Source organism: Micromonospora sp. NPDC047465 (genome assembly GCF_040643125.1).
Lineage (GTDB): Bacteria > Actinomycetota > Actinomycetes > Mycobacteriales > Micromonosporaceae > Micromonospora.
Genome location: NZ_JBEYTP010000002.1, coordinates 264,255 through 290,517, shown reverse-complemented (window position 1 = coordinate 290,517; position 26,263 = coordinate 264,255). Strand labels below are relative to the sequence as shown.

Sequence of the window (26,263 nt, the reverse complement as noted above, 5' to 3'; positions counted from 1 at the left end):
TTCGCGACTGCGGGGCTCCGCTGCGCTGCACTCATCGGGCACCCTCCAGGTCGCGCAGGGCGCGCTGGACGGCGCGCAGGTAGTCGGCGTGGCCGACCTCGAACCAGTGCCGGCTGCTGTCCTTGACGGGCCCCGCGTAGCGCTCCCCCGCCTTCGCCGTCACCCGGGCGGCGAAGGCCGCCGCCCGGTCGGGACGGGTCAGGCGCAGCCGCAGCAGCCGGGCGAAGAGCACCGTCTGCCAGTGCGACAGCGGGAAGACACCCGAGTCCGGCTGCACCAGCCCGGCGACGGCGAGCGTGGGATGGCCGGGGGCGAAGGCGTTGAGCCAGAGCGTGGGCCGGCCCGTCCCCGCGTCGTCGCCGAGCACCTTGGGGTCGAGGAACTCGAAGCGCGGCAGGTAGCCGGTGGCGAAGACGACCAGCTCCGGGTCGATCTCCCGGCCGTCGGACAGCTCCACGGCGTACGGGTGGAAGCGGGCGACGTCCGGCACCGGGGAGATCCCGCCGTGGCCCACGTAGTAGACGAGCTGGCTGTTGGCGATCGGGTGCGTCTCGTACACCCGGTGGTCGGGCTTCGGCAGGCCGAACCGGGTCAGGTCGCCCACGGTCAGCCGCAGCGTCCAGTGGTAGAGCCACTGCCGCACCCGCAGCGGCACCCGCAGCGCCAGCAGCGCGTCGTTGACCTGGTCCGTCGGGCGGCCGAGGACGTACTTCGGGGCGTACCAGTAGCCTCGGCGGGTGGAGTGCCAGCAGTGCGACGCCTGCTGGGCGGCCTCGACGGCGATGTCGCAGCCGGTGTTGCCGGCGCCGACCACGAGCACCCGCTTGCCGCGCAGCTGCGCCGGGTCCTTGTAGGACGAGGCGTGCACGACCTCGCCCCGGAACTCCTCCAACCCCTCGTAGCGGGGCAGCTTCGGCGACCAGTTGTGCCCGTTGGCGACCACCACCGCCGCGTAGCGGGAGGTGCGCTCCGGGCCGTAGCCGCCCGTGCTGCGGGTGGTCACGTCCCAACGGTCCCCCTCGGCCGGCTCCACCCGGACGACCTCGGTGCCAAACCAGACGTGCGCCCGCAGGTCGAAGTGGTCGGCGTACCGCTCCAGATACGACAGGAGCTGGCTGTGGTGCGGGTAGTCGGGCCAGTCGTCGGGCATCGGGAAGTCGGGGAACTGGGTGAACGGCCGGGACGAGATCAGGTGCGTGCTCGCGTACACCGGGCTGCGGTCGTGCCGCCAGTTCCAGGCCCCGCCGACGCCGGTCTCCCGCTCGTAGCAGTCGACGCCGAACCCGTGTTCCTTCAGGTTCTTGACGGCGACGAGCCCGCTGGCCCCCGCGCCGATGACGCAGACGGTGTCGCCCCGGTCGGAGACCGGCCGACCGTCGCGGGTCAGGGCGAGCGTGCTCGCCTCCGGGTCGGGCCGGCCGTGATCGGTGGAGGTGGACACCGGGATCTCCTTTTGTGCGGCACGAGGGCCGGGTCGCGCAGCATCCTCTCCACTACGGAGCGGGATGTCCAGCCCCGGGGCGCGGACGACGGTCAGCCGGCCCCGGGCAGCAGCAGGTCGACGAGGACCGGGAAGTGGTCGCTGGCCCGGCGGGTCTGCGGGGTGTCGACCACGTCGTAGTCGACCACCGTGACGCGCGGGTCGACGAAGAGGGCGTCGATCCGCCGCCGGGGGCTCGCGCACGAGTAGGTGAGCCGGTCGGCCCGGTCCATCGCCACGGCGGCGTCGGTCAGCCCGCCCGCCACGGTGGCCCACGCCGGCCCGTCCGGCCCCTCGTTCAGGTCGGCCGCGGCGATCACCGGCGTGGTGGCGGCGTCGAGGTCGCGTTTGAACAGCGCGGCCTGCCCGGGCCGCTCGGCCGGGTCGGTGGACAGGTGCGAGCCGGCCACGGTGAACCGGGCGCCACCGGCGACCACGCACTCGGCGTACGCGGCGCCGCGCAGGTGCCGGCCCGGGGTGAGCGGGAAGCGTCGGCACCGGGTGTCCAGCACCCGCACCCGCAGGCTGGTCAGCAGCAGGTTGCCCAGCGCGGGCAGCCCGCCGGCGGCCACCACCAGGCCGAACGACTCGGCCAGCGCGGCCGACTTCTGCCGCCACCGGAACCGGCGCGGCCCCTCCTGCACGACCACCACGTCCGGCCGGGCGGCGCGGACCACCGCCGCCAACGCGGCCGTGTCGTCCCGTTGACCGTGGATGTTGTACGACACGACGCGCAGCGACACACCCGGGCTCTGCGTCACGGCCCGCCTCAGATCCGGCGGGCCAGGTCGGCGGCGCCGATGACGCCGGCGGTGTTGCCCAGCTCGGCCGGGCGGATCTCGGCCACCGGAAGCCGGCTGCGCTGGGCGAGCGCCTCGGTGAACGACCGGCGGGTCGGGCCGAGCAGCAGGTCACCGGCGTCGATCACGCCGCCGCCGACGACGAGGACCTGCGGGTCGAGGATCTGCGCCATGTCGGCGAGGCTGGTGCCGAGCCAGCGCCCGACCTGCGCGAACGCCTCGGTGGCGACCGGGTCGCCGCCCTGCGCCGCGGCGGTCACCATGCGCCCGGTGATCGCCTCGGCGTCGCCGCCGGACAGCTCCAGCAGGGCCACGGCGCGGTGCGGCTCCTGCCGGGCGGCCGCGCGGGCGAACCGCACCAGGGCGCTGCCGCTCGCGTACTGCTCGATGCAGCCGAGCCGGCCGCAGCCGCACTGGTGGCCGTCCGGCACGGTGAGCATGTGGCCGAGCTCGGCGGCGATGCCGTTGGCGCCGCGCAGCAGTTCGCCGCCGAGCACGATGCCGCCGCCGACGCCGGTGCCGATGGTGAACATGACCATCGAGTCGTCGGCGTCCCGGGCCGCGCCGTGGCGGAACTCCGCCCAGGCCGCGACGTTGGCGTCGTTCTCCACGATCACCGGCAGGCCGGTCGCGGCACTGACGTAGTCCCGCAGCGGCTCGTCGCGCCAGGCGAGGTTCGGCGCGAACAGCACGGTGGAACGGCCGGCGTCGATCCAGCCTGCCGCGCCGATGCCGACCGCCTCGATCGACCGCCCGACGGACAACTCGGTGACCAGTTCGATGATGACGTCCCGGGTCTTGGCGACGTCGTCGGCGGGGGTGTCCCGTCGGGCCTGCACGAGGACCGTGCCGGCGGCGTCCACGACACCACCGGCCACCTTCGTGCCACCGACGTCGACTCCGATGGTCAGCGTCACCGCTGCCACTCCCCTCTGCTGTGCTGCCCGCGCCCGCGCCGCCGGACGACCGGCGCGTGGTCGGGATGTGCGATGGTCAGGCCGCGTCGCCTGGTGGGTGCTCGCCTGCGTCGCCGGGCGCCCGCGCCGCGGGCACCACGGGACGGTCGGCGGACGTCCGCACGGTCGCCGCGACGGCCGGCCCGGCGGCGTCGACGGGCGGTGCGGCGGCCGGGACGGCCACGTCCTCCGCCCGGGTGGCGGCGGACCAGACGTCCCGCTCCGCTGCCGGCTGAGAATCATGCCCGCTACGGGTGGCCTCGCGCCAGACGTGGTCGTCCGCGCCATCCGGTTCGGCGGTCGACGCCGCTGCGGCGGCCGGCTCGGCGGGGGGCTCCGGCGGGGCGAACGCGCGCAGCAGGCTGGCCACGCCGGCGGCCAGGTCGCCGGCGCCGGTGGCGAGGCGCTCGGCGAATTCCGGACTCGGATCGCGCAACGCGGCGATGCCCCGACAGACCGGGCAGACGCAGCATTCCGGCCCGCCGGTGGCGAAGCCGCCCCCGGATCCCCCGGTCGGCTCGCCCGGGGCGGCGCTGTGACCGAGGACACCCGACACGATCCCACCGAGCGGACCCCACGGGCCCGTCCCGGAGCCGGACGTCGCGAGGCGCGCGCCGGCCAGCAGCGTGGCGACCAGTCGTTCCGCCTCTTCCCGGGCCGAACCCGGATCCGTTGCACCCATGGTCGGCTCCTCTACCCTGCCGCCGGACGCGTCACTGCGCCGCACCGGGTGCTTCTACCCGGCGCTTGAGCTGCTTCAACGCGGTATCCATGATCATTTTCTCGGCCTTGCGGCGGAACATCCCGAGCATTCCGACCGAGAGCTCGACCTCAAGGGTGTAGGTCACGGTCGTCGTGCCGTCCGGGTTGCCCACCAGGTCGTACGAGCCGCGCTGGGACTTCTGCATCTTCGAGGGCGCCACCAGGTGCCACTCGATCCGGGAGAGGTCCTCGGCGTACTCGTAGGCCAGCACGTACTCGTCGGCCATCACCCCGGCGTCGATGACGAACCGGACCTGGCTGGCGTAGCCGTCCTCGTACTCCTCGATCACCTCCGCCCGCCGCACCGCTTCGGTCCACTCGGGGTAGCTCGGGAAGTCGCAGACGACCGCCGCCACCCGTTCCGGTGGCGCGCCGACGACGATCGACTGGGTGGAGGAGTCCGCCATGGGGGGAGGCTACCCGGCGCCGGCCGCGCGTACGCCGCGCCGCCCCCGCACGCACCGGGGGCGTGTCCCCCGCCGGCACGGCGAGCACCGGGCTACCTGCCTATTCGCCCCGGCCGCCGAGACGGGTAGGTTTCGACAGAGCCGACCCGTGGTGGCGGCCGGCACGGCCAGTGAGCACGAGGGAGTGCAGGTGCGCGAGTTCTCCGTCCCGCCGATCGTCACCGTCGGCGACGCGGCCAACCTCACCGATCCGGTCTGGGAAAACGCCGAGGTCGCCCCGGACGCGGTCCAGTTCGTCCGCCCGAGCGGGGCGGCCGACGGCGGGACGACCTGGGCCGACGTCACCTGCCGACAGTTCCGCGACGAGGTCGTCGCGGCGGCCCGGGGCCTGGTCGCCGCCGGCGTCCAGCCGGGCGACCGGGTCGGCCTGATGAGCCGCACCCGCTACGAGTGGACCCTGCTGGACTACGCGATCTGGGCGGCCGGCGCGGTCACCGTGCCGATCTACGAGAGCTCCAGCGCCGAGCAGGCCGCGTGGATCCTCGCCGACTCCGGTGCGGTGGCCTGCGTGGTGGAGAGCAACGCCCACGCCACCCTGGTCGCGGGCCTGCGGGACCGGCTGCCCGAGCTCCGGCACCTCTGGCAGATCGACCTGGGCGCGGTGGACGACCTGGTCCGCTCCGGCGCGTCGGTCGACCCGACCGAGATCGACCGGCGGCGCGCCGCCGTACGCGCCGACGACCTCGCCACCGTCATCTACACCAGCGGCACCACCGGCCGCCCCAAGGGCTGCGTCCTCACCCACCGGAACATGTACGCCGACATCGCCAACGCCGTGCCGGTGCTGCCGAACCTCTTCCGGTCCGACGCGTCGACCCTGCTCTTCCTCCCGCTGGCGCACGCCTTCGCCCGGCTGATCCAGATCGGCGTGGTCCAGGCGCGGGCCACCATGCGGCACTGCGCGGACACCAGGAACCTGGTCGCCGAGCTGCAGGACTTCCGTCCCACCTTCGTGCTCTCGGTGCCCCGGGTGTTCGAGAAGGTCTACAACGGGGCCAAGCAGAAGGCCGAGGCGGACGGCAAAGGCAGGATCTTCGCCCGCGCCGAACAGGTCGCCATCTCGTACAGCGAGGCCCTGGAGACCGCCGGCGGCCCCGGCCTGGCGCTACGCGTGCAGCACGCGCTCTTCGACAGGCTGGTCTACCGCAAGCTGCGGGCGGCGCTCGGCGGCCGGTGCCGCGACGCGATCTCCGGCGGCGCCCCGCTCGGCGCCCGGCTGGGCCACTTCTTCCGCGGCATCGGCGTCAGCGTCTGCGAGGGGTACGGCCTGACCGAGACCTCCCCCGCCGCCGCCGCGAACCTGCCCGACGCCACCCGGATCGGCACGGTCGGCCGGCCGCTGCCGGGCGTGACGATCCGGATCGACGACGACGGGGAGATCCTGATCTCCGGCGACCTGGTCTTCCGCGGCTACTGGGGCAACGAGGAGGCGACCGCCGAGGTGCTCAGCCCGGACGGCTGGTTCCGCACCGGCGACCTGGGCCACCTCGACGCCGACGGCTTCCTGAGCATCACCGGCCGGAAGAAGGAGATCATCGTGACGGCCGGCGGCAAGAACGTCGCCCCGGCCGTGCTGGAGGACCAGGTGCGGGCGCACCCGCTGGTCAGCCAGTGCCTGGTCGTCGGCGACCGGCAGCCGTTCATCGCCGCGCTGGTCACCCTCGACGAGGAGGCGCTGCCCCGGTGGCTGTCCTCCGCGGGGCTGCCGGCGGACACCCCGGTCGAGAAGCTGCGCGAGCACGAGGGGCTGCGGGCGGAGATCCAGGGCGCGATCGACACCGCCAACCAGGCGGTCTCCAAGGCCGAGGCGATCAAGGTGTTCCGGATCCTGCCCCGCGACTTCACCGAGGCGACCGGCGAGCTGACGCCGTCGCTGAAGGTCAAGCGCCAGGTCGTGCACAAGTCGTACGCGGCGGAGATCGCCGACATCTACCGGCGCTGACTACCATCCGTCACGTGCCCGCCTCGACGCCCACCCGGCCCCAGCCGCATCCCCTCGCCGCCGCGGCGCGCGTGGTCATGCTGGCGCTCGTCGCCGTCCTGACCCTGTTCGCCACGCGCGACGTCACCCAGCTCTGGTGGGTGGCGCTGCTCGCCGCCGCCGGGCTGCCCGCGCTGCTGGCGCCCGCGCACCGGCTGGTCGGCCCGCTCAGCCGGGTGGCCGAGGTGGTGGTGCTGGGGCTGGCCGCGAGCCAGGTCGCCGCCGTCGCGACCATCGGCGGGGACGTCGGCGGGCTGGGCGCCTCCGCGGTGCTGCCCTACCTGGCGGTCCCGGTGGCCGTCACCGCGCTGCGCCGCCGGTTCGCCGAGGGCGCCGCCCTGCTGGCGGTCACCGCGGCCACCCTGCTGGTGGCCGGCGCGCTCACCGGGGTCGACGGCGGCCGGCAGATCGGCCAGCTCGGCTACCTCGCGGTCTGCGCCCAATGGCTGATCCTGGCCGGGCTCGGCCTCTACGCGGCCGGCACCCTGCACCGGCTGATGCAGGTCCGCAACGACGGCAAACCCCAGCCGTACGCCGAGGCGACCCGGCTGCTCACCCAGCTGCGCACGGTGGCGCGGCAGCTGCCCGGGGCCACCCTCGACCCGGGCGGCATCTCCGAGCACCTGCTCGAGGAGCTGCGCGCGGTGGCGCGGGCGGACCGGGCGGCGGTGCTGTCGGCCAGCGGCGGCGGCCGGCTCGTGGTGCTCGCCCAGGTGGGCGTGGACCGGGTGGACTGGGAGACGACGCTGGACGCGGATTCGGCGATCGCCGACGCGTGGGCCAGCCAGCAGCCGCACACCGCCGCCCGCTCGCAGGCCCGGTCGCACCGGGGCGGCGACGTCTCCGCGCTGATCGTGCCGCTGGTGGCCGGGGTGCGCACGGTCGGCCTGGTGGTGCTGGAGGCGGACGCGGCGCAGGCGTACCCGGCCGGGGTGGTGTCCCGGGTGACCGGGCTGACCCGCCCGGCCGCGCTCCGGCTGGAGGCGGCGCTGCTCTTCGACGAGGTCCGCTCGCTGGCCACCAACGAGGAGCGGCAGCGGCTGGCCCGGGAGATCCACGACGGGGTGGCACAGGAGCTGGTGATGGTCGGCTACGGCATCGACAACGCCCTGGCCACCGTGCACGACGACGCCGAGGAGACCGCCGAGAGCCTGCGCGCGCTGCGCCACGAGGTGACCCGGGTGATCACCGAGCTGCGGCTGAGCCTGTTCGAGCTGCGCAGCGAGGTCGACCGGCACGGCGGGCTGGCCGCCGCGATCGCCGAGTACGCCCGCACGGTCGGCGCCTCCGGCGGACTGCGGGTCCACCTCTCCCTGGACGAGTCCACCGCCCGGCTGCCGGCCGCCACCGAGGCCGAACTGCTGCGCATCGCCCAGGAGGCGGTCACCAACGCGCGCAAGCACGCCGGAGCCGCGAATCTGTGGGTCACCTGCGAGGTCGACCCCCCGTACGCCCAGATCGAAGTGTCGGATGACGGTCAGGGGATTGCTGACCAGCGCTCGGACGGGCACTACGGTCTTGCGATCATGGCCGAGAGGGCGGAACGTATCCGGGGCCGGTTGGAGATCAGGCCGCGGCAACCGAGCGGCACGACCGTCGCGGTGGTGCTCGGCTCGTCGCCCCGGCGCGATAACGTGCGCGGTAGCGTAGCGGCACCAGAAGGGGAGTAACCCGAGGATGACCACAAGTCCGACACCGGCGACCCGTACCAAGGTCCTCCTTGTCGACGATCACGACCTGATCCGCAAGGGCCTGCGGCACGCGTTCGAGCGTGACCGGCAGTTCGAGGTCGTCGGCGAGGCCGCCACGGCGGCGGAGGGCGTACGCCAGGCCGGTGCGCTGCAGCCGGATGTGGTGATCATGGACCTGCGGCTGCCCGACGGCAGCGGTCTGGAGGCCACCCGGGCGCTTCGCAAGTCGAGCGCCTCGATGGGCATCGTCGTGCTCACCATGTACGCCGGCGACGACCAGCTCTTCGGCGCCCTGGAGGCCGGGGCGAGCGCGTTCGTGCCCAAGACGGCGCCGGCCGACGAGGTCGTCGCCGCCGCCCGGCACGCCGCCTCCTCCCCCAGCGCCTTCACCGCCGCCGACCTGGCCGAGGCGATGAAGCGCCGGCTGGCCCCGTCCGGGCCGCAGCTGTCCCCCCGCGAGGGCCAGGTGCTGCGGCTGCTCGCCGACGGGATGAGCGTGGCGGGCATCGCCAAGCAGCTCTTCGTCAGCGAGTCCACCGCCAAGACCCACATCTCGAAGCTCTACGAGAAGCTGGGTGCGGCCAACCGGGCGCAGGCGCTGATGACCGCGCTGCGGCTGGGCCTGCTCGAGGCTCCGGACGCCCCGAAGTTCTGAACGGTTCCCTCCGGGAGCCCAGCGACGCACCACCGACAGGCCCGCGCCCGCCGACGCCGGCGCGGGCCTGTCGGCGCATCGACCGACGTCGTCACCTTGCGGGGCGGCGCGCTATGGTCTCCCCGCCGGGCAACCGGCAGAATACCGGCGCGGGCAACGGCGTCCGCACCGCCGACACGAGGGGTGAGCGCATGCAGCGGCCGGACTGGGCACCCGACGAGATCGACATCGAGCGCCCCAGCGTGGCCCGCATGTACGACTACTACCTCGGCGGCTCGCACAACTTCGCGGTGGACCGGGCGGCGGCCCAGGCGATGGTGGCCGCCGTGCCGGAGGCGCCGCTGATGGCGCAGGCCAACCGGGCCTTTCTGCGCCGGGCGGTGCAGTTCCTCCTCGACGCCGGCGTCCGGCAGTTCCTGGACATCGGCTCGGGCATCCCCACCGTCGGCAACGTGCACGAGATCGCCCAGCGCGAGGCCCCCGACGCCCGGGTCGTCTACGTCGACGTGGACCCGGTGGCGGTGGCGCACAGCCGGGAGATCCTCGACGGCAATGACCGCGCCGCGGTGGTGCAGGAGGACCTGCGTCATGCCGAGCGCATCGTCGCCCACCCCGAGGTCCGCCGGCTGCTCGACTTCGACCGGCCGATCGCCGTGATGATCGTGGCGGTGCTGCACTTCGTCTCCGACGACGACCGGCCGGCCGAGCTGCTGCGGACGCTGCGCCAGGCGCTGGCGCCGGGCAGCTACCTGGTGCTCTCGCAGGCCAGCGCCGACGGCCGCGGCGACGAGGAGCGGGCCGACGCCGAGCGCGTCTACCGGCGCACCGACAATCCCCTGTGGATCCGCAGCCGGGGCGAGCTGACCGCGTTGTTCGACGGCTTCGAGCTGGTCGAGCCCGGCGTGGTCTGGGTGCCGCAGTGGCGCCCGGAGTCCGCCGACAGCGCCGAGTACGCCGAACGGGCGGCCTTCATCGGCGGCGTCGGGCGGCTCGATGGGTGAGTTGCCGGGGGCCGCGGCCCTCGCCGTGCCGCCCGGGACGACCGTGCGGCGTCCGTCGCGCCCGGGAGCGTTCGCCCGGGCGTGGGCCAAGGCCGTCTCCGGCACCAGTTACCTGCCGATGACCCAGGCACAGCTGGAGGCGCTGCTGCAACGCCTCACCGACCAGCTCGCGGGGGCGCTGCTGTCCGACCCGTTCGACCTGCGGGTCGGGCACCGCGTCGGCACGGAACTGGTGGCCGCGCACATCGCGTCGCCCGAGGCGCTGGGGCGTACGGTCGAGGTCGTCCAGCTCCGGCTGGCCCGCGACCTCGGGCTGGTCGGCGAGGAGGTCGGGGACCGGCTGGCCCGGCTGCTGGCCGCGGTGTCCATCGGGTACTCCCGTGCGCTGCGGGACCGGACGCTGGACGAGCAGGAGTCGATCCGGCGGGCCGCGATGACCGCCCGGGCGCAGGCGGAGCGGGCGCTGCGCGCCAGCGAGGCCCGCTTCCGCCACCAGGCGACCCACGATCCGCTGACCGACCTGCCCAACCGCGCGCTGTTCACGGAGCGCCTGAGCGCCGCGATCGACTCCCCCGGCCCGGGCGGGGAGCGCGTCGGGGTCTGCTTCCTGGACCTGGACCGGTTCAAGGTGGTCAACGACTCGCACGGGCACCAGGTCGGCGACGGGCTGCTGGCCACCGTTGCCGACCGGCTCCGCCGGGCCATCGACGGGCATCTGGTGGCCCGGCTCGGCGGCGACGAGTTCGTCGTCCTGGTCGAGCGCACCACCGGCACCGACGACGTCGTCGCCGTGGCGGAGGCGGCGCTGGCCGCGGTGCGCGCGCCGGTGCTGGTGGACGGGCACGAGCTGTGCGTGTCGGCGAGCATCGGCATCGTGGAGCGGCAGGTCGCCGGCACCTCCCCCGGTGACCTCATGCGGGCGGCCGACAGCACCCTGCACTGGGCGAAGGCCGCCGGCGGCGCCCGCTGGGCGCTCTACGACGCCGACCGCGACCGTCGGGAGCTGGCCCGGTACGCGCTCTCCGCGGCCATCCCGGCCGCCCTGGAGCGGGGCGAGTTCTACCTCGACTACCAGCCGCTGACCTCACTGCGCGACGGCCGGGTGGTCGGCGTGGAGGCGCTGGTGCGCTGGCGCCACCCGGAGCTGGGCGTCCTGCGACCGGACAGCTTCATCGGCCTGGCCGAGGAGACCGGGCTCATCGTCCCGCTCGGCGGGTGGGTGCTGGCCGAGGCGTGCCGGCAGGCGGGTAGCTGGTCCGCCGTAGTCGCGACGGCCCCGTTCGTCAGCGTCAACCTGGCGGTACGGCAGGTCCGCCGCCCCGGCCTGGTCCAGGAGGTCCGCGGACTGCTGCGGCGCACCGGCCTGCCGCCGGGGCGGCTTCAGCTGGAGATCACCGAGAGCACCATGATGAGCACCGCCGAGGAGCCCGTCCGGGCGCTGCGGGTGCTGGCCGACCTCGGCGTCCGGATCGCCATCGACGACTTCGGCACCGGCTACTGCAACCTGGCGTACCTGCGGGACCTGCCGGTGACCGAGCTGAAGGTGGCCGGTCAGTTCGTGGCCGGGCTGCGCGCGCCGGAGAGCCGGGCCGACGAGCGGATCCTCGCCTCGCTCGTGTCCCTGGCGCACGCGCTGGACCTGACCGTCACCGCCGAGGGCGTGGAGACCGCCGGGCAGGCGGAGCGGCTGCGGGCGATCGGCTGCGACGCCGCCCAGGGCTGGCACTTCGGCCGCCCGGACTCGGCCGAGCGCCTCCTCGAACGCCTCCGCTGACCGCCGGCCACCCCACGCCCCTTCCGACCACTGTCGACCGCCCTGGTCTCATGGACGGGGCAGCTCGACAGCGCGCAGGCGGGCACACCCGGCACCCCGCCAGGCGGGCGTCAGCCGGCCAGCAGGGCCGCCATCCGCCGCGCCTGGGTCTCCCAGCGCCACTCCCGCTCCACCCATGCGCGACCGGCCGCGCCGAACTGGCGGGCCAGGTCCCGGTCGGCGAGCAGCGTGGCCACCCGGTCGGCGAGCTGGGCGACGTCCCGGCCGCGCACCACGAACCCGGTCTCGCCCTCGCGGACGGCGTCCGGCGCGCCGCCGGAGTCGCCGGCCACCACCGGCAGGCCGGTCGCGGAGGCCTCCAGGTAGACGATCCCGAGCCCCTCGACGTCCAGCCCCCGGTTGCGGGTGCGGCACGGCATCGCGTAGACGTCGCCGGCGGCGTAGTGGGCGGGCAGTTCGGCGGACGGCACCGAGCCGGTGAAGACCACGTCCCGCTCGACCCCCGCCTGGCGTGCCAGCTTCTCCAGCGTGGCCCGGTACGGCCCGCCGCCGACCACCAGCAGCGCGGCGTCGGGCACCCGCCGGCGGATCTCGGGCATCGCCCGGATCAGCATGTCCTGGCCCTTGCGCGGCACCAGCCGGGAGACGCAGACCACCACCGGGCGGTCGGCCAGGCCGAGCCGACGCCGCACCGGTTCGCCGTCGACGGACGGGTGGTAGGTGTCCACGTCCACCCCGGGCGCGAGCCGGTGCAGCTCGGTCACCCCGTGCAGCGCCCGCTCCAGCCGCACCCTGGTGTACTCGCCCAGGTAGGTGGTCACGTCCACGCCGCGACCGATCCGGCGCAGCGCGGCCCGGGCGCCCGGCAGCGCCGCCCAGCCGACCTCGTGGCCGTGGGTCTGCGCCACCGCCCGGCGGATGCCCGCCCGGCGTCGCAGGCCGGCGGCGAGCAGCCCGAGGGGGGCCGCCGCGCCGAACCACACGGTGTCGCAGTCGTACGTCCGGGCCAGCCGGGCGGCCCGGCGGGCCACCGGCGGGGTGGGCAGCAGCACGCCGGTGCGCTCCCGGACCACCTCGAAGGGCTGGTCGGCGTCGAACTTCTCCGCGCCGCGCCAGGTCGAGGCGTAGACGACCACCGAGCCGGCGGGCTGGCGCACCGCGAGGTTGTGCACGAAGGACTGGATGCCGCCCGGGCGGGGCGGGAAGTCGTTGGTGATCAGCAGCGTACGGCTCATCGGCCGGCCTCCCTGGCGTGGGCGCGGGCGGCGGCCATCCGCTCGACCGTGGACGGGTGCGTGGCGGAGTAGAGGTACTCCCAGCGCGGCGGATCGGGATCGGCCAGGTTGATCCCGGCGAGCCGGCGCTGCATCGCCTCGAAGGCGGCCGGGTCGCCGGTCAGGGCCAGCGCGTGCGCGTCGGCGCGTGCCTCCACCCGCCGCGACATCAGCGCCTGCACCGGGGTGGAGACCAGCCCGGCGACCGTCACCAGGGCGATCAGCAGGGGGAAGGCGCGCGGTTGGGCGACCGAGTCGACGCCGGCCAGCCGCAGCAGCGGGCCGGAGGACCCGATCAGGTAGAGCGCGACCACCGCGGCGGCGGCGCCCAGCGCCCCGGTCAGCGTGCCGACCGACACGTCGCGGTCCTTGGCGTGCCCCAGCTCGTGCGCCACGACAGCGGTCACCTCGGCCGGCGTCGCCTCGCGCAGCAACGTGTCGTAGACGACCACCCGCCGGGTCGGCCCGAGGCCCGAGACGTACGCGTTCACCGCCCGGGTGCGCCGCGAGGCGTCGGCGACCAGCACGTCGCGTACGGGGACGCCGTCGCGGGCCGCCATCGTCATCAGTTCGGTGCGCAGCGGGCCCTGCTCCATCGGGGTGAACCTGTTGAACACCGGTTCCACCAGCACCGGCAGCACGAAGGAGAGCAGCACCACCAGGGTCGCGGCGCCGGCCGCGCCGAACGCCCACCACCAGCGCGGCGACAGCCGGATGACGGTGTAGAAGCCGAGCAGCGCCACCGCGCCGATGACGGCGCTGACCGCGTACGACTTGAGCAGGTCGACGGTCCAGCCGCTCCAGCCGTTGGTGGCGAGCCCGTAGCGGGTGAGCACGCTCTGGCGCCAGGCGGCGAACGGGAGGGTGACCAGGTCGGCGACGAGCACCACGGCGAGCCCGCCGAGCACGGCCTGGGCGATCCAGTGGCCGCCGAAGGGACGGCCGGCCAGCTCGACCAGCCGGCTGCCCAGCGGGGTGAGGCCGAACGCCAGGGCGACCAGCAGGCCGAGGGCCAGCGCGGCCCAGCCGGCGGGGCGCAGCGCGGAGCGGAACTCCCGGCCGCGGGCCACCTGGTCGGCGGGGAGGTCACCCAGCGCGGCCAACTGGTCGGCCCGCGGCGCGGGCGGGCGCTGCCACGGGATCAGCACCGCGGCGGTCACCACCAGGGCCACGGTCAGGCCGACCAGGGTCAGCACCGCCCAGCCGCGCGGGCTCACCGGGGCCCACCCCGCACCGCGCGGCGGCCCGCCGGCGGCACCGCCCGCGACCGTCCGGGGCCCCCGGCGCCGCCGATCGCGGCGGGGCTGCCGCCACCGCGCCGTACCCGCGTCATGCGCCGCTCCCTCCCGCCGTGAGGGCCCATCCTATTGCCCGCGTCGGCGGCGCCCGCCCCGACCGGACCCGCACCCCGCCGCCGGCTGCCCTCCTTGGCGGCCCGCCCAGGTCGGGCATGGCTGTCGCAGCCCCGGCGTCGGTGGCCGTCGCGCCCCACCGACGCCATCGCGCGCCATCATGACGTCATGCGATGCCAGAACTGTCTTGTCATGACGTCGTGATGATGTCATAGTGGCGTCATGGACCTGACGTCGTATGTCGACAACCTCCGGCAGGAGCTGGCCGGCGTCGCCGAACTCGGCGGCGAGGAGGCCCGGGCGCTGGCCGAGCGACTCGCCGGGCCGCTCGAGTCGGCGCTCCGTCTGGCGCTGCTGGACGCGCTGACCGCCGCGGCGGCGGAGATCACCCGCGACCTGGCACCCGGTTCGGTCGAGCTGCGCCTGCGCGGGCGCGAGCCGAGCTTCGTCGTGACGCCACCGCCGACCGGCCCCGAGTTCCAGGGCGAGCCCGAGGCTCCCGAGCCGGCCACCCCACCTCCGGCGGACACCGAGGAGGGCGCCACCTCGCGGATCAGCTTCCGCCTCTCGGAGCACCTCAAGAACCGCATCGAGGAGGCGGCCGCCCGCGACGGCCTCTCCGTCAACGCCTGGCTCGTCCGGGCGGCGACCGCCGCCGTGGCGACGACCGGGGCGGCGGGCCGGCACGCGCCGCGACGCGCCCCCCGGGGCGGGGAGCGCTACACCGGCTGGGCTCGCTGAGCGCCCGCCACCGGTGCGCGTCACCAGCTCCGACCATCCGTCCCGTTCCGGGACGTCCACTCCGTTCAGAAGGGACCGTCGTGCCCACATTCGACACCCCCGCGCCGATCTCGGCCACCGTCGACCTGGTCGTCGGTGACGCCCGGATCACCGCCACCGACCGCACGGACACCGTCGTCGACGTCCGGCCGAGCAACGCCGCCGCCGACGCCGACGTCCGGGCCGCCGAACAGACCCGAGTGGAGTACGCCGACGGCCGGCTCCTGGTCAAGGCGCCCCGGCAGCGCGGATTCGGCCTGGTCGGCAAGCCCGGCTCGATCGACGTGACGATCACGCTGCCCGCCGGCTCACACCTGCACGGCAACGCCTCGGCGGGGGCGTTCCACGGCGCCGGTCGGCTCGGCAACTGCCGGATCCGGATCGCGGCCGGCGACATCGAGCTGGACCGCACGGCCGACGCCGATCTCGACACCTCCGCCGGCGGCGTCCGGGTGGAGCACGTCGCGGGCCAGGCCCGCATCAGCACCGGGTCCGGCCGGATCCGGGTGCAGGAGGTCGAGGGCGACGCGGTGGTCAAGAACTCCAACGGCGAGAGCTGGCTGGGCACCGTCACCGGCGAGGCGCGCGTGAAGGCGGCCAACGGCGACATCGCCGTCGACCGCGCGCACGCCTCGGTCACCGCCACCACCGCCAACGGCGACGTCCGGATCGGCGAGGTCTCGGCGGGCACGGTGTCGGTCAGGACCGCGAGCGGCGGGCTCGACATCGGCGTGCGCTCCGGCACCGCCGCCCTGCTCGACCTGCACACCCAGTTCGGCCGGGTGGACAACCACCTCGAGGCGTACGAACCGCCCGGCGAGCCGGAGAGCGCCGTACGCGTGAACGCCCGGACCTCCTTCGGCGACATCGTGATCCACCGCCGCTGATCCCCCACGCCACCACTTCCCGGCCGGCTCGGCGGCCGGCCCAGCCCCCGACCGGCCCGACGGCCGGCGTGGAAGGAGAAGACGTGCCACCCAACTCGACCCCGGCGGCCATCACGGTCGCCGGCCTCCGGAAGTCCTTCGGCGACCACGTGGTGCTCGACGAGATCGACCTCACCGTCGCCGCAGGGACGATCTTCGCGCTGCTCGGCCCCAACGGCGCCGGCAAGACCACCACCGTGCAGATCCTGTCCACCCTGATCGGCGCCGACTCCGGCGAGGCGCGGGTCGCCGGTCACGACGTCGCCCGGGAGCCCGACGCGGTACGCGCCGCGATCGGCGTGACCGGCCAGTTCTCCGCCGTCGACGGCCTGCTCACCGGCGAGGAGAACCTGCGGCTCATGGCCGACCTGCACCACCTGTCCCGAGCCGAGGGGCGGCAGCGCGCGCGGAGCCTGCTCAGGATGTTCGACCTGGTCGAGGCGGCCGGCAAGCCCGCCGCCAGCTACTCCGGCGGGATGCGCCGGCGGCTCGACCTGGCGATGGGTCTGGTCGGCCGCCCCCGCGTGGTGTTCCTCGACGAGCCGACCACCGGGCTCGACCCGCGTAGCCGGCAGGCCATGTGGCAGATCGTACGGGGCCTGGTGGCGGACGGCGTCACCATCTTCCTGACCACCCAGTACCTGGAGGAGGCGGACCAGCTCGCCGACCGGATCGCCGTGCTCGACCACGGCCGGCTGGTGGCGGAGGGCAGCGCGGCGGAACTCAAACGGCTCGTCCCCGGCGGGCACATCAGCCTGCGCTTCGCTGACCGGGCCGGGTTCGACTCGGCCGTGGTCGCTCTCGGCGACTCGTCCCGCGACGCCGCCGAACTCACCCTGCACGTGCCCAGCGACGGCGGTGTCCGGTCGCTGCGCAACGTGCTCGACCTGCTGGACAGCCGGTCGATCGCCGTGGAGTCGCTGTCGGTGCACACGCCCGATCTCGACGACGTCTTCCTGGCCCTCACCGGCCAGCCCGAGAAGGTGGGAACCCCCCGATGAGCACCCTGGCCTACGCCGTACGCGACTCCGGCACGATGCTGCGCCGCAACCTGCGACGCGGGGTGCGCTACCCGTCGATGACGGTGCTGCTCGCCGGCATGCCCATCCTGCTCCTGCTGCTGTTCGTCTACGTCTTCGGCGCGACCCTCGGCGCCGGGCTGGGCGGCGGTTCGGGCGACCAGGGCGACTACGTCGACTACGTCACCCCGGGGATCCTGCTGATAACCACCGGCCTGGCGGCCACCGGGACGGCGGTGTCGGTCGCCATGGACATGACCGAGGGCATCATCGCCCGGTTCCGGACCATGGCGATCGCCCGGGTGTCGGTGCTGACCGGCCACGTCCTGGGCAGCATGGTGCAGACCATGCTCAGCCTGGCGGTGGTCACCGGCGTCGCGCTGCTCATCGGGTTCCGGCCCAGCACGGGTGTCACGGCCTGGATCGCGGCGGCCGGGGTGCTGGCCATGACCACCTTCGCGTTCACCTGGCTCTCGGTCGCGATGGGTCTGGTCTCCAAGAGCGTCGAGACGGCGAGCAACCTCCCCATGCCGCTGACCTACCTGCCCTTCGTCGGCAGCGGATTCGTGCCCACCGACTCGATGCCGGACGGGCTACGGCAGTTCGCCGAGTACCAGCCCTTCACCCCCATCATCGAGACCCTGCGCGGGCTGTTGACCGGCGGGCCGGTGGGGACGAACGCCGTTCTCGCGGCGGCCTGGTGCGCCGCCATCGCGCTGGTCGGCTATCTCTGGGCGAAGAAGCTGTTCAACCGGGACCCGTCCCGCTGACCCGCACCGATCACGGATCCCCGACCGGCCGGCCGGTCGGGGCACCCGTGGTCGCGGTGCGGATCGGAGTCCCGACGCGGCCACCCGCGGCCGGCCCGGTCACGCGGCCTCGTGCCGCCCGGCGGGCCGGCGGGCCGGCGGGGGTGCGGACAGCACCTCCACCTCGAACCCGGCCCGGGCGAACACCTCGACCGCCCGGGCCTCGGCACCGCCCAGCCCGGCGGCCGGGGACGAATCGTCGAGCAGGGCGGTGACCAGGCAGTCGGAGCAGCCGCTCCCCCGGATCCCGCACCCGGCACAGTCGATGATCATCACGCCTCCTGGTGCGCTGCGGCGACCGGGCGCGGCGTCACTGTCGCCACCCGAACACCGTCGGTCACCACGACGCTAGGCGCGGGGTACGACAGAAAGGGACAACGGGGTCGCGGACGCCGGAATGCGATCAAGCACCCCGATCAGGACCGGGCGAGCCGCCGCAGCAGCGAGTCGGCCCCGAGCGGGTACGCGCCGTGCCGGCGTACGCCGTCGGCGACCTCCCGGTCGGAGGAGACCACCACCACCGGCCGGCCCGGCGGCTCGGCGCGGACCAGGCGCCGGATCAGCTCGTCGGCGGTCTCGCCCTTGCGGGAGAAGAGCACCCGGACCCCGCGCGGCGACGGGGGCAGTCCGTGCATCCGTTCCGCGCCGTCGAAGACCACGGTGACCTCGTCGCCGGTCTGCGCGGCGATCCCGCCCAGGCCGGTGATCAGCCGCTTGCGCTGCTGCTCCAGCGACATCTCGCCGAAGCCGCGCTTGGTGACGTTGTAGCCGTCGACGACGAGGTGCGCCCGGGGCAGCGCCAGCAACTGGTCGAGGCGGGCCGGGTCGTCGGTGTCGCGGGCGCGGGTGGCGGCGCCGGCCGCCGGGGCGGCGGTCTGGTCGGCGAAGGCGTCGGCGACGAAGTCGGCGGGCAGCTTGTCGACCGGGTCCAGCGCCAGCTCGCGACGCAGCCCGACGGCCGCCTGCCCGATGGTCTCCAGCAGCAGCCACAGCCGGGCGTCGTCCACCGACCGGGCCTCCTTGGCGCTGGCCCGGGCGACCCCGGCCGCCGCCTCCGCCTCGGCCAGCCGGGCCCGGACCCGGCGCAGCTCGGCGTCGGCGTCCGCCGCCGCCCGGGCGGCCCGGCCCCGCTCGGTGGCCAGCAACTCGTTGGCCTTGCGCTCGCGGGCCTGCGTCTCGCGCAGCGACCGGCCCAGCTGCCGGCTCTCCTCGCGCAGCTGCCCGAGCTCCTCGCGCACCCGGGCCAGCTCGTCGCGGAGCTTCTCCGCCTCCACCCGGGCCACCGCGCGGTCGTGCTCGGCGCGGGTGGCCCGCTGCTCGGCCTCGCGCACCAGCTCGGCGACGACCGCGCTGTCGGCCTCCGCGCGCACGGCCGCGCCGCTGGCCTCGATCAGCTCCCGCCACCCCCGGGGCCGGGCCAGGTAGGCCAGCGCGGCCACCTCGACCGGGTCGGCGGCGGCGGGCGCGGTGCCCTCGAGCACCGCCGCACCCAGGTCGCCGGTGTCGGCGAGCACCCGGGCGGTGATCCGCTGCCGGAACAGCGGGTCCCCGGTGAGCTGGGCGGCGATCGCCGGGGCGCCGAGCCGGGCCCGGCGGTTGGGGGCGAACTTGGCGACCCGGCGCAGCGGCACCGGCACCTCGTCGGCGGGCAGCCCGGGCAGCACGGCGGCGGTGAGCGCCACGATCCGCTGGCGGACCGGCTCGGGCAGCACGGGCTCCGGCTCGGGCAGCACGGGCTCCGGCTCGGGCAGCACGGGCTCCGGCTCGGGCGTGGACCCGTCGTCCGCCGATCCCTCGGGCGCGGACGACCCCTCAAGCGTGGGCCCGTCGTCCGCCGGGCCGTCGGCGACGACCTCCTCGGCCGCCTCGCGACCGGGCTCGACACCGGCCGCCTCAGACCCCTGCTCGACCGCCGCGGGCAGACCGCCCTCGTCGGGGCCGGCCCCACCGGCGTCGCGCACGGTGTCGACCGGCTCCTCCTGCGGGAGACGGTCGTCGTGCGGCTCGGTGAGGGGCATGTGGCAAGTCTCCCACCGCGACCGGGCCCACCGCCCGGTGAGTGAGCCGATCTCTCATCCTAGACCGGTGGTGACGGCTGGTGCCGGTGGGACGGGAGTGTCGGACCGGGACGCTAGCGTGCCGCCGATGGCACAGACGGAGTACGTCCAGGAGCCGCTGGCCGGCTTCGACCCGGGCGCGGGCGGGATCGATCCCGCGCTGCCGCTGTACGCGACGACGTTCGTGGTGGTCGACCTGGAGACCACCGGCGGCGCGCCGGACGGCGGCGGGATCACCGAGATCGGCGCGGTGAAGGTGCGCGGCGGCGAGGAGCTGGGCGTGCTGGCCACCCTGGTCAACCCGGGCGTGCCCATCCCACCGTTCATCACGGTGCTCACCGGCATCACGCAGGCCATGCTGGTCCCGGCCCCGCCGATCGAGCAGGTGCTGCCGAGCTTCCTCGAGTTCGTCTCCGACGCCGTGCTGGTCGCCCACAACGCCCCCTACGACGTCGGCTTTTTAAAGGCCGCGTGCGCGAAGCACGGCTACCGCTGGCCCAATCCCCGGGTGCTCGACACCGCCGCGCTGGCCCGCCGGGTGCTGACCCGCGACGAGGTGCCCAACCGCAAGCTCGGCACCCTCGCGGCCTACTTCCGCACCGCCACCCAGCCGACCCACCGGGCGCTCGACGACGCCAAGGCCACCGTCGACGTCCTGCACGGGCTGATCGCCCGGCTCGGCGGGCACCGGGTCGACACGATCGGCGACGCCATCGAGTTCGCCCGGGCGGTCACCCCGACCCAGCGGCGCAAGCGGCACCTGGCGGAGGGGCTGCCCAAGGCGCCCGGGGTCTACATCTTCCGGGCCGCCGACGACCGGCCGCTCTACGTCGGCACCTCCGGCGACATCGCCACCCGGGTGCGCAGCTACTTCACCGCCGCCGAGAAGCGGGCCCGGATCTCCGAGATGCTCGCCGCGGCCGAGCGGGTGGAGGCGGTCGAGTGCGCCCACTCGCTGGAGGCGGAGGTCCGCGAGCTGCGGCTGATCGGGGCGCACGCGCCGCCGTACAACCGGCGGTCGAAGTTTCCGGAGCGGGCGGTCTGGCTGAAGCTGACCGACGGTCCCTACCCCCGGCTCTCGGTGGTCCGGGGCATCGCCCCCGGCGATGCCGGCTACCTCGGCCCGTTCAGCTCCCGCCGGGCGGCGGAGCTGGCCGCCGCCGGCTTCCACGACGCCGTGCCGCTGCGGCAGTGCACCCACCGACTCTCGCTGCGCACGGTCACGCCGGCCTGCGCGCTGGCCGAGCTGGGCCGTTGCCCGGCGCCCTGCGAGCACCGGATCACCCCGGAGGAGTACGACGCACGTGCCGTCGCGCCGTTCCGCACCGCGACCGCCAGCGACCCGCAGCCGGTGGTCGACGCGCTGCTGGCCCGGATCGAGGTGCTCTCCCGCGACCAGCGCTACGAGGAGGCGGCGGTGGTGCGTTCGCGGCTGGCCGCGGTGCTGCGGGCGACGGTGCGGATGCAGCGGCTGGCCGCGCTGACCGGGATCGCCGAGCTGGCCGCGGCCCGCCCGGCGGCCGGGGGCGGCTGGGAGCTGGCCCTCGTGCGGTACGGCCGGCTGGCCGGGGCGGGGGTGTCCCCGCCCGGCGTCCACCCTCGACCGACGATCACCGCGATCCGGGCGACCGCCGAGACGGTGCCGCCCGGCCACGGCCCGGTTCCGCACGCCTCCGCGGAGGAGACCGAACGCATCCTGTCCTGGTTGGAACGGCCCGAGACCCGGCTGGTCGAGATGTCCTCCGGATGGGCTTCCCCGGTGGCTGGCGCGGCGCGCTTCCGCGACCTGTTGAGCAAGGCCGAGAGCGCCGCGTCCCACCAACTCTCGACCGAACGCTCATGACCATGTGTCCGATCGGACGACGTCGACTCGCTTAGGCTGTTAGAGAAGTGCAGTCCTGCCCGTTTCGTGGGCCTGCTCCCGGTTGCCGGGTCCCGGCGGCCGTGGGGCCGGGGTGAGGAGGTGTCCCACGTGGACGTCGACGCCGGACGCGGCGCCGCCCTGGGGGGCGCCCTTCCGACCCAACCGGGCGAGCTGCCGCTGACCCGCCGGCTCCGGTCGCTGCTGAGCTGGCCCACCGCCGACACCGACCCGGTGAACCACCTCGTCCGGACTCATCGGACGATCCACCCGGGCACCGAGCCCTCTGTGCTGCGTCGGGCCTACACCATCGCGGAGAACATGCACCGCGGGCAGTTCCGCAAGAGCGGCGAGCCCTACATCACCCACCCGCTGGCCGTGGCCCAGATCTGCGCCGAGATCGGTATGGACGCCACCACCCTGGTCGCCGCGCTGCTGCACGACACCGTGGAGGACACGCGCTACACGCTCCAGGCTCTCGCGGAGGACTTCGGGCGGGAGGTGGCGCACCTCGTCGACGGGGTGACCAAGTTCGACAAGGCGTTCTACGGCAAGGCCGCCGAGGCCGAGACGATCCGCAAGATGATCATCGCGGCCGGCAAGGACGTCCGGGTCCTGATCATCAAGCTGGCCGACCGGCTGCACAACATGCGCACCCTGGGCGTCCGGTCCGCCGCGTCCCGGGAGCGGATCGCCCGCAAGACGCAGGAGGTGCTGGTCCCGCTCTGCGACCGGCTGGGCATCCAGTTGCTCAAGCGGGAGCTCGACGACGTGGTGCTGCTGCACCTGGAGCCGGAGGAGCACGCCCGCATCGCCCGGCACGTGCACGACCGGCCGGGCTGGGACGCGTACCTCGACGAGGTGGTCGCCCGGGCGAAGTCGGCGCTGCGCCGAAACCGGGTCGACGCCGAGGTGACTCCCCGCCCCCGGCACCTCTACTCGATCTGGAAGGACACCGTGGCCGGCGGCCACACCGCCCCCTACGACCTGCCCCGCATCGCGATCGTGGTGGACGGCCCGGCCACCGACTGCTACGCGGCGCTGGGCGCGGTCCACGGCCTCTGGCGGCCGGTCCCCGGCCGGTTCAAGGACTTCATCGCCTCCCCGAAGAACAATCTCTACCGCTCCCTGCACACCAGCGTCTGCGGGCCCAAGGACCGCACCGTGGAGGTGCTGATCCGCACCGAGGAGATGCACCGCTCGGCCGAGTACGGCGTCGCCGCCGACTTCCGCTTCCCCCGGCCGGGCGGCACGGCCGCCTGCGCGGAGCAGCTCGACTGGCTGCGCCGGGTGCTCGACTGGGAGCAGGACGCGGCCGACCCGGCACAGTTCCTCGAGTCGCTGCGCTGCGACCTCGCCGAGACCCAGATCCAGGTCTTCGCCGACGGGCGGCAGATCGTGCTGCCGGCCGGGGCGACCCCGGTCGATCTCGCGTACGAGCTGGGCACCGAGCGTGGCGACCACTGCCTGGCGGCGCGGATCAACGGCCGGCTGGCCCCGCTCTCCTCCGCGCTGGAGGAGGGCGACGTGGTGGAGATCTTCACCGAGACCGACGCGGCGAACGGCTTCGACGCCGACGTCGCCCCCCGCGGCCCGCGCCGGGAGTGGCTCGGCTTCGTCAAGTCGCCGCACGCGCAGATGCAGATCAGCCGGTGGTTCGCCGAGCACACCGAGCCGGGCATCTCCATCACCGACAAGGTCCGCCTCGGCCGGGCCACCATCGGGCTGGCGCTGCGCAAGCACAACCGCGGGCTGGCCAGCGACCTGCCGCTGCTGCGGCTGTCGGAGGAGCTGGGCTACCCCGACCTGGAGACGATGCTGGTCGCGGTCTTCGACCGGGTCATCGAGCCGGACACGGTCGTACGCCAACTCATCGACCTGGTGGACCACCGGCAGTGACCGCCCGTCGGGCCCGGGTCGTCCGAACGTTCCTCGGGGCCACTAGCCTGGAGCCATGATCCCCCGCTCGCGCGCCACCGGCCGGGCCGTCGCCTACCAGGTCTTCTACCGGCTGCCGCTGCCGGTGCGCCGCCGCCTGGTCCGGCTGGCCGTGCCGAAGTACATCGTCGGCGCGGTCACCCTCGTCCGCGACGCCGAGGCCGAGGGGGCGGGGCGGCTGCTGCTGCTGCGCCAGCCGCCCGGCCGGGGCTGGGGGCTGCCCGCCGGCCTGTTGCAGAAGGGCGAGGCGCCGGTGGTGGGAGCCGCCCGGGAGCTGTACGAGGAGTCCGGCATCCGCCTCTCCCCCCGCCAGCTGAGCCCCGCCGTCCCCAACGCGATCGTGCACGCCAAGGGCTGGGTGGACGTGGTGTTCACCGCCGAGGTGCCGGCGTCGACCACCGAGCTGAAGGTCGACGGCGCCGAGGTCTTCGAGGCCGCCTGGCACCCGCTGGACGACCTGCCCAAGCTGACCTGGCCGACCGCCCGGCTGCTCGCGTACTACGACATCGGGCCGCTGGCCGGACAGTTCCCGCCCCCGGTGCCCGACACGCGGCCGTGAACGCCGACCGGGCCGACCGAGCGGCCGCCACCACCGCCCCGGCCGACCACGGCGTGGCCGCCACCGCCGACCGGGCCCACGCCGCCGCCGTCCCGGTCGACGTCTGCGCGGTGGTGCTCGCCGCCGGCGAGGGCACCCGGCTGCGGCCGCTGACCGAGCGACTGCCGAAGGCGCTCTGCCCGGTGGGCAACGTGCCGCTGCTGGACCGGGCGCTGGACCGGCTGGCCGGGCTCGGCCTGGTCGGGCCGGCCGGGGTCGCGGTCAACGCCTGCTACCTCGGCGCGCAGGTCGTCGCGCACGTCGGGGACCGCGCCCACCTGTCGGTCGAGCCGGGCGCGCCGCTGGGCACCGCCGGCGGGGTGGCGAACCTGCGGGACTGGATCGCCGGGCGCGGGGTGCTGGTCGGCAACGCCGACGCCTACCTCGCCGACCCCGCGCGACCCCCGGGGCCGGACATCGCCGCGCTGCTGCACGACTGGGACGGCGACTCCGTACGCCTGCTCGGCCAGCCCGCCGCCGACCCGCGGGCGCCGGGCACCTTCGACGGCCACGTGTTCACCGGCTTCTCGCTGCTGCCGTGGCGGCTGGTGCGGGAGCTGCCGATCACGTTCGGCGACCTCGTCCGGGCGGTCTGGCGCCCGGCGGAGGCGGCCGGCGCGCTGACCGTCGTGCCCTACCCCGGCACGTTCTACGACACCGGCACCCCGGCCGACTACCTGGCGGCCAACCTGCACGCGACCGGCGGCGGCAGCCTGGTGGCGCCCACGGCCACGGTGACCGGGCGCTGCCGGGCGGCGGTGGTCGGCGCCGACGCGGTCGTCCAGGGCGACGTGGAGCGTGCCGTCGTCTGGCCGGGCGCCACCGTCGGCCCCGGCGAGCGCCTGCGCGACGCGATCCGCGCGGGGGCCACCCTCACCGTCCCCGCCACACCCCCGGTCCCGGGGCCCGCGAGGCTCTAGCATGGGCGACGACGCCGACGAACGGAGAAATGCCCCGTGATCACCGCGATCGTGCTGATCGACTGCGCCACCGACTCCATCCCCGAGGTGGCCGAGGCCCTGGCCGCCCTCCCCGGCGTCAGCGAGGTCTACTCGGTGGCCGGCCACGTCGACCTGATCGCCGTGGTCCGGGTGCGGGAGTTCGACCAGATCGCCAAGGTGATCGCCGGCAGCATCTCCAAGGTGCCGGGGGTGCTGAACACCGAGTCGCACATCGCGTTCCGGGCGTACTCCCAGCACGACCTGGAGGAGGCGTTCGCGATCGGGCTCGCGAACGCCGACTGACCAGGGACGCCGGCCGGGCCGGCGCGGACGCGTGACGGCCGGTCCACCCACTGGTGGACCGGCCGTCGTGGTACGGCGACGTCAGCTCTGCGTGGGAGCCGGCGTCTCGGTGGTGGTGCCGCCCGGAGCCGGCGACTCGGTGGTGCCGCCCGGAGCCGGGGTCTCGGTGGTGCCACCCGGGGCCGGGGTCGAGCCGCCCGGGCTCGGCGTGGCGGTGCCGCTCGCCTGCGGAACCGGGATGCCCAGCTGCTCGGCGAGCTGGACCAGCGCGTCGTAGTGCGCCTGCAGGGTCGGCAGGGCGGTCTGGGCCAACTGGACCACCGTCTGCTCGGAGCCCTGCGAGATCTCCGTCTGGGTGGCCTGGATGGCCTGGACGTGGCCGGCCAGCTCGCTGGTCACCCAGAGCCGGTCGAACTCCTCGCCGCTGGCGTTGTTGAGCTGGTCGAGGACGGACTGCTGGTCCGCGGTGGGCTCGGCCGGCAACTGCACCCCGAGCTGGGACGCGGTCTGCTGCACCGTCTGGTCGAGCTGTGTGTGGTCCGTCTTGAACCGGGCACCCAGGTCCTTGACCCCCTGGTTCTGGCCCTTCTGCTGGGCCAGGTCACCCGCGGTGATCTCGAACATGTTCACCTGGTGCATGGCCTGCAGGTACTGGGTGTCCTGCTGCGACGGCTGCACCGCGGCCTGCGCCGCCGCTGCCGGCGCGATTCCCACCAGCACCAGCGCGGCCAACAGGCCGAGGCGTTTGATACCCAACATGCTTCCTCCCCCTCGAGACGTTGGACCGCACGGATACCCGGCTGACCGGGGTTATTCCTGCGATCCCCGCCCCGGGGGC

The 26,263-nt window shown here is 74.8% G+C and carries 24 protein-coding genes; 14 read left to right on the top strand and 10 right to left on the bottom strand.

The window, feature by feature from the left end; all coding sequences use genetic code 11:
- Positions 1–31: 31 nt before the first annotated feature.
- The 5 genes from ABZ793_RS03640 to ABZ793_RS03620 all read right to left on the bottom strand — a co-directional run bounded on the left by ABZ793_RS03640 (position 32) and on the right by ABZ793_RS03620 (position 4,405).
- Positions 32–1,441 (bottom strand): NAD(P)-binding domain-containing protein, encoded by a 1,410-nt coding sequence (locus ABZ793_RS03640; protein WP_357451281.1) that lies wholly within the window; start codon positions 1,439–1,441, stop codon positions 32–34.
- 92 nt (positions 1,442–1,533) lie between these two features.
- On the bottom strand, positions 1,534–2,241 hold the full coding sequence (locus ABZ793_RS03635; protein ID WP_357451278.1) for an endonuclease/exonuclease/phosphatase family protein: 708 nt from the start codon (positions 2,239–2,241) through the stop codon (positions 1,534–1,536).
- Positions 2,242–2,249: 8 nt separating this feature from the next.
- Positions 2,250–3,197, bottom strand: a complete 948-nt coding sequence (locus tag ABZ793_RS03630; protein ID WP_357451275.1) for an ROK family glucokinase — start codon at positions 3,195–3,197, stop codon at positions 2,250–2,252.
- Positions 3,198–3,273: 76 nt separating this feature from the next.
- A complete protein-coding gene (locus ABZ793_RS03625; RefSeq protein WP_357451272.1) occupies positions 3,274–3,918 on the bottom strand; it encodes a hypothetical protein in 645 nt (214 codons plus the stop codon).
- Positions 3,919–3,949: 31 nt separating this feature from the next.
- On the bottom strand, positions 3,950–4,405 hold the full coding sequence (locus ABZ793_RS03620) for an SRPBCC family protein (RefSeq protein ID WP_350707977.1): 456 nt from the start codon (positions 4,403–4,405) through the stop codon (positions 3,950–3,952).
- A gap of 190 nt (positions 4,406–4,595) precedes the next feature.
- Between ABZ793_RS03620 and ABZ793_RS03615 the strand changes: the two genes are divergently transcribed.
- The 5 genes from ABZ793_RS03615 to ABZ793_RS03595 all read left to right on the top strand — a co-directional run bounded on the left by ABZ793_RS03615 (position 4,596) and on the right by ABZ793_RS03595 (position 11,567).
- Positions 4,596–6,407: an AMP-dependent synthetase/ligase gene (locus ABZ793_RS03615; RefSeq protein WP_357451269.1), complete on the top strand. Its 1,812-nt coding sequence runs from the start codon at positions 4,596–4,598 to the stop codon at positions 6,405–6,407.
- Positions 6,408–6,421: 14 nt separating this feature from the next.
- Positions 6,422–8,116, top strand: coding sequence for a GAF domain-containing sensor histidine kinase (locus ABZ793_RS03610; protein WP_357451266.1), 1,695 nt, complete (start codon positions 6,422–6,424; stop codon positions 8,114–8,116).
- Positions 8,117–8,123: 7 nt separating this feature from the next.
- Entirely contained in the window at positions 8,124–8,792 is a 669-nt protein-coding gene (locus tag ABZ793_RS03605) for a response regulator transcription factor (protein ID WP_007072219.1), read from the top strand.
- Positions 8,793–8,983: 191 nt separating this feature from the next.
- The gene (locus tag ABZ793_RS03600; protein ID WP_350707972.1) at positions 8,984–9,793 is read left to right on the top strand and encodes an SAM-dependent methyltransferase; all 810 of its coding nucleotides are present in this window, start codon (positions 8,984–8,986) and stop codon (positions 9,791–9,793) included.
- On the top strand, positions 9,786–11,567 hold the full coding sequence (locus ABZ793_RS03595) for a bifunctional diguanylate cyclase/phosphodiesterase (RefSeq protein WP_357451261.1): 1,782 nt from the start codon (positions 9,786–9,788) through the stop codon (positions 11,565–11,567). Before ABZ793_RS03600 ends, ABZ793_RS03595 begins: the two co-directional genes overlap by 8 nt.
- A 110-nt stretch (positions 11,568–11,677) precedes the next feature.
- Here ABZ793_RS03595 and ABZ793_RS03590 read toward each other — a convergent pair whose 3' ends face one another.
- A complete protein-coding gene (locus ABZ793_RS03590; protein ID WP_357451258.1) occupies positions 11,678–12,802 on the bottom strand; it encodes a glycosyltransferase family 4 protein in 1,125 nt (374 codons plus the stop codon).
- Positions 12,799–14,058, bottom strand: coding sequence for a M48 family metallopeptidase (locus tag ABZ793_RS03585; RefSeq protein WP_357451255.1), 1,260 nt, complete (start codon positions 14,056–14,058; stop codon positions 12,799–12,801). The genes ABZ793_RS03590 and ABZ793_RS03585 overlap by 4 nt, the downstream gene beginning before the upstream one ends.
- Positions 14,059–14,415: 357 nt before the next feature.
- Between ABZ793_RS03585 and ABZ793_RS03580 the strand changes: the two genes are divergently transcribed.
- The 4 genes from ABZ793_RS03580 (at position 14,416) to ABZ793_RS03565 (ending at position 17,688) form a co-directional block, all read left to right on the top strand.
- On the top strand, positions 14,416–14,934 hold the full coding sequence (locus ABZ793_RS03580) for a hypothetical protein (protein ID WP_357451252.1): 519 nt from the start codon (positions 14,416–14,418) through the stop codon (positions 14,932–14,934).
- A gap of 80 nt (positions 14,935–15,014) precedes the next feature.
- Positions 15,015–15,860 (top strand): DUF4097 family beta strand repeat-containing protein, encoded by an 846-nt coding sequence (locus tag ABZ793_RS03575; protein WP_357451249.1) that lies wholly within the window; start codon positions 15,015–15,017, stop codon positions 15,858–15,860.
- 83 nt (positions 15,861–15,943) lie between these two features.
- Entirely contained in the window at positions 15,944–16,900 is a 957-nt protein-coding gene (locus ABZ793_RS03570) for an ATP-binding cassette domain-containing protein (protein ID WP_357451246.1), read from the top strand.
- A complete protein-coding gene (locus ABZ793_RS03565) occupies positions 16,897–17,688 on the top strand; it encodes an ABC transporter permease (protein ID WP_357451243.1) in 792 nt (263 codons plus the stop codon). The genes ABZ793_RS03570 and ABZ793_RS03565 overlap by 4 nt, the downstream gene beginning before the upstream one ends.
- Before the next feature lie 99 nt (positions 17,689–17,787).
- Here the strand turns inward: ABZ793_RS03565 and ABZ793_RS03560 are convergent, their stop codons facing one another.
- Positions 17,788–18,000 (bottom strand): hypothetical protein, encoded by a 213-nt coding sequence (locus ABZ793_RS03560; RefSeq protein ID WP_357451240.1) that lies wholly within the window; start codon positions 17,998–18,000, stop codon positions 17,788–17,790.
- Positions 18,001–18,143: 143 nt separating this feature from the next.
- The gene (locus tag ABZ793_RS03555) at positions 18,144–19,745 is read right to left on the bottom strand and encodes an NYN domain-containing protein (RefSeq protein WP_357451237.1); all 1,602 of its coding nucleotides are present in this window, start codon (positions 19,743–19,745) and stop codon (positions 18,144–18,146) included.
- A 127-nt stretch (positions 19,746–19,872) separates the two neighbouring features.
- Here ABZ793_RS03555 and ABZ793_RS03550 point away from each other — a divergent pair, with 127 nt between their 5' ends.
- The 5 genes from ABZ793_RS03550 to ABZ793_RS03530 all read left to right on the top strand — a co-directional run bounded on the left by ABZ793_RS03550 (position 19,873) and on the right by ABZ793_RS03530 (position 25,425).
- Positions 19,873–21,627 carry a DEDD exonuclease domain-containing protein gene (locus tag ABZ793_RS03550; RefSeq protein ID WP_357451234.1) on the top strand — a complete coding sequence of 585 codons (1,755 nt, stop codon included), beginning with the start codon at positions 19,873–19,875 and terminating at the stop codon, positions 21,625–21,627.
- Positions 21,628–21,756: 129 nt separating this feature from the next.
- Positions 21,757–23,544 carry an HD domain-containing protein gene (locus tag ABZ793_RS03545; protein WP_357451499.1) on the top strand — a complete coding sequence of 596 codons (1,788 nt, stop codon included), beginning with the start codon at positions 21,757–21,759 and terminating at the stop codon, positions 23,542–23,544.
- Positions 23,545–23,599: 55 nt separating this feature from the next.
- The gene (locus ABZ793_RS03540; protein WP_350686134.1) at positions 23,600–24,142 is read left to right on the top strand and encodes an NUDIX domain-containing protein; all 543 of its coding nucleotides are present in this window, start codon (positions 23,600–23,602) and stop codon (positions 24,140–24,142) included.
- 53 nt (positions 24,143–24,195) lie between these two features.
- Entirely contained in the window at positions 24,196–25,101 is a 906-nt protein-coding gene (locus ABZ793_RS03535) for a sugar phosphate nucleotidyltransferase (protein WP_357451496.1), read from the top strand.
- Positions 25,102–25,137: 36 nt separating this feature from the next.
- Positions 25,138–25,425 (top strand): Lrp/AsnC ligand binding domain-containing protein, encoded by a 288-nt coding sequence (locus ABZ793_RS03530; RefSeq protein ID WP_350707952.1) that lies wholly within the window; start codon positions 25,138–25,140, stop codon positions 25,423–25,425.
- Between the two features lie 81 nt (positions 25,426–25,506).
- On the opposite strand, the gene ABZ793_RS03525 is transcribed toward ABZ793_RS03530, so the two are convergent.
- The gene (locus tag ABZ793_RS03525) at positions 25,507–26,184 is read right to left on the bottom strand and encodes a DUF4142 domain-containing protein (protein WP_357451229.1); all 678 of its coding nucleotides are present in this window, start codon (positions 26,182–26,184) and stop codon (positions 25,507–25,509) included.
- Between the last annotated feature and the right edge of the window lie 79 nt (positions 26,185–26,263).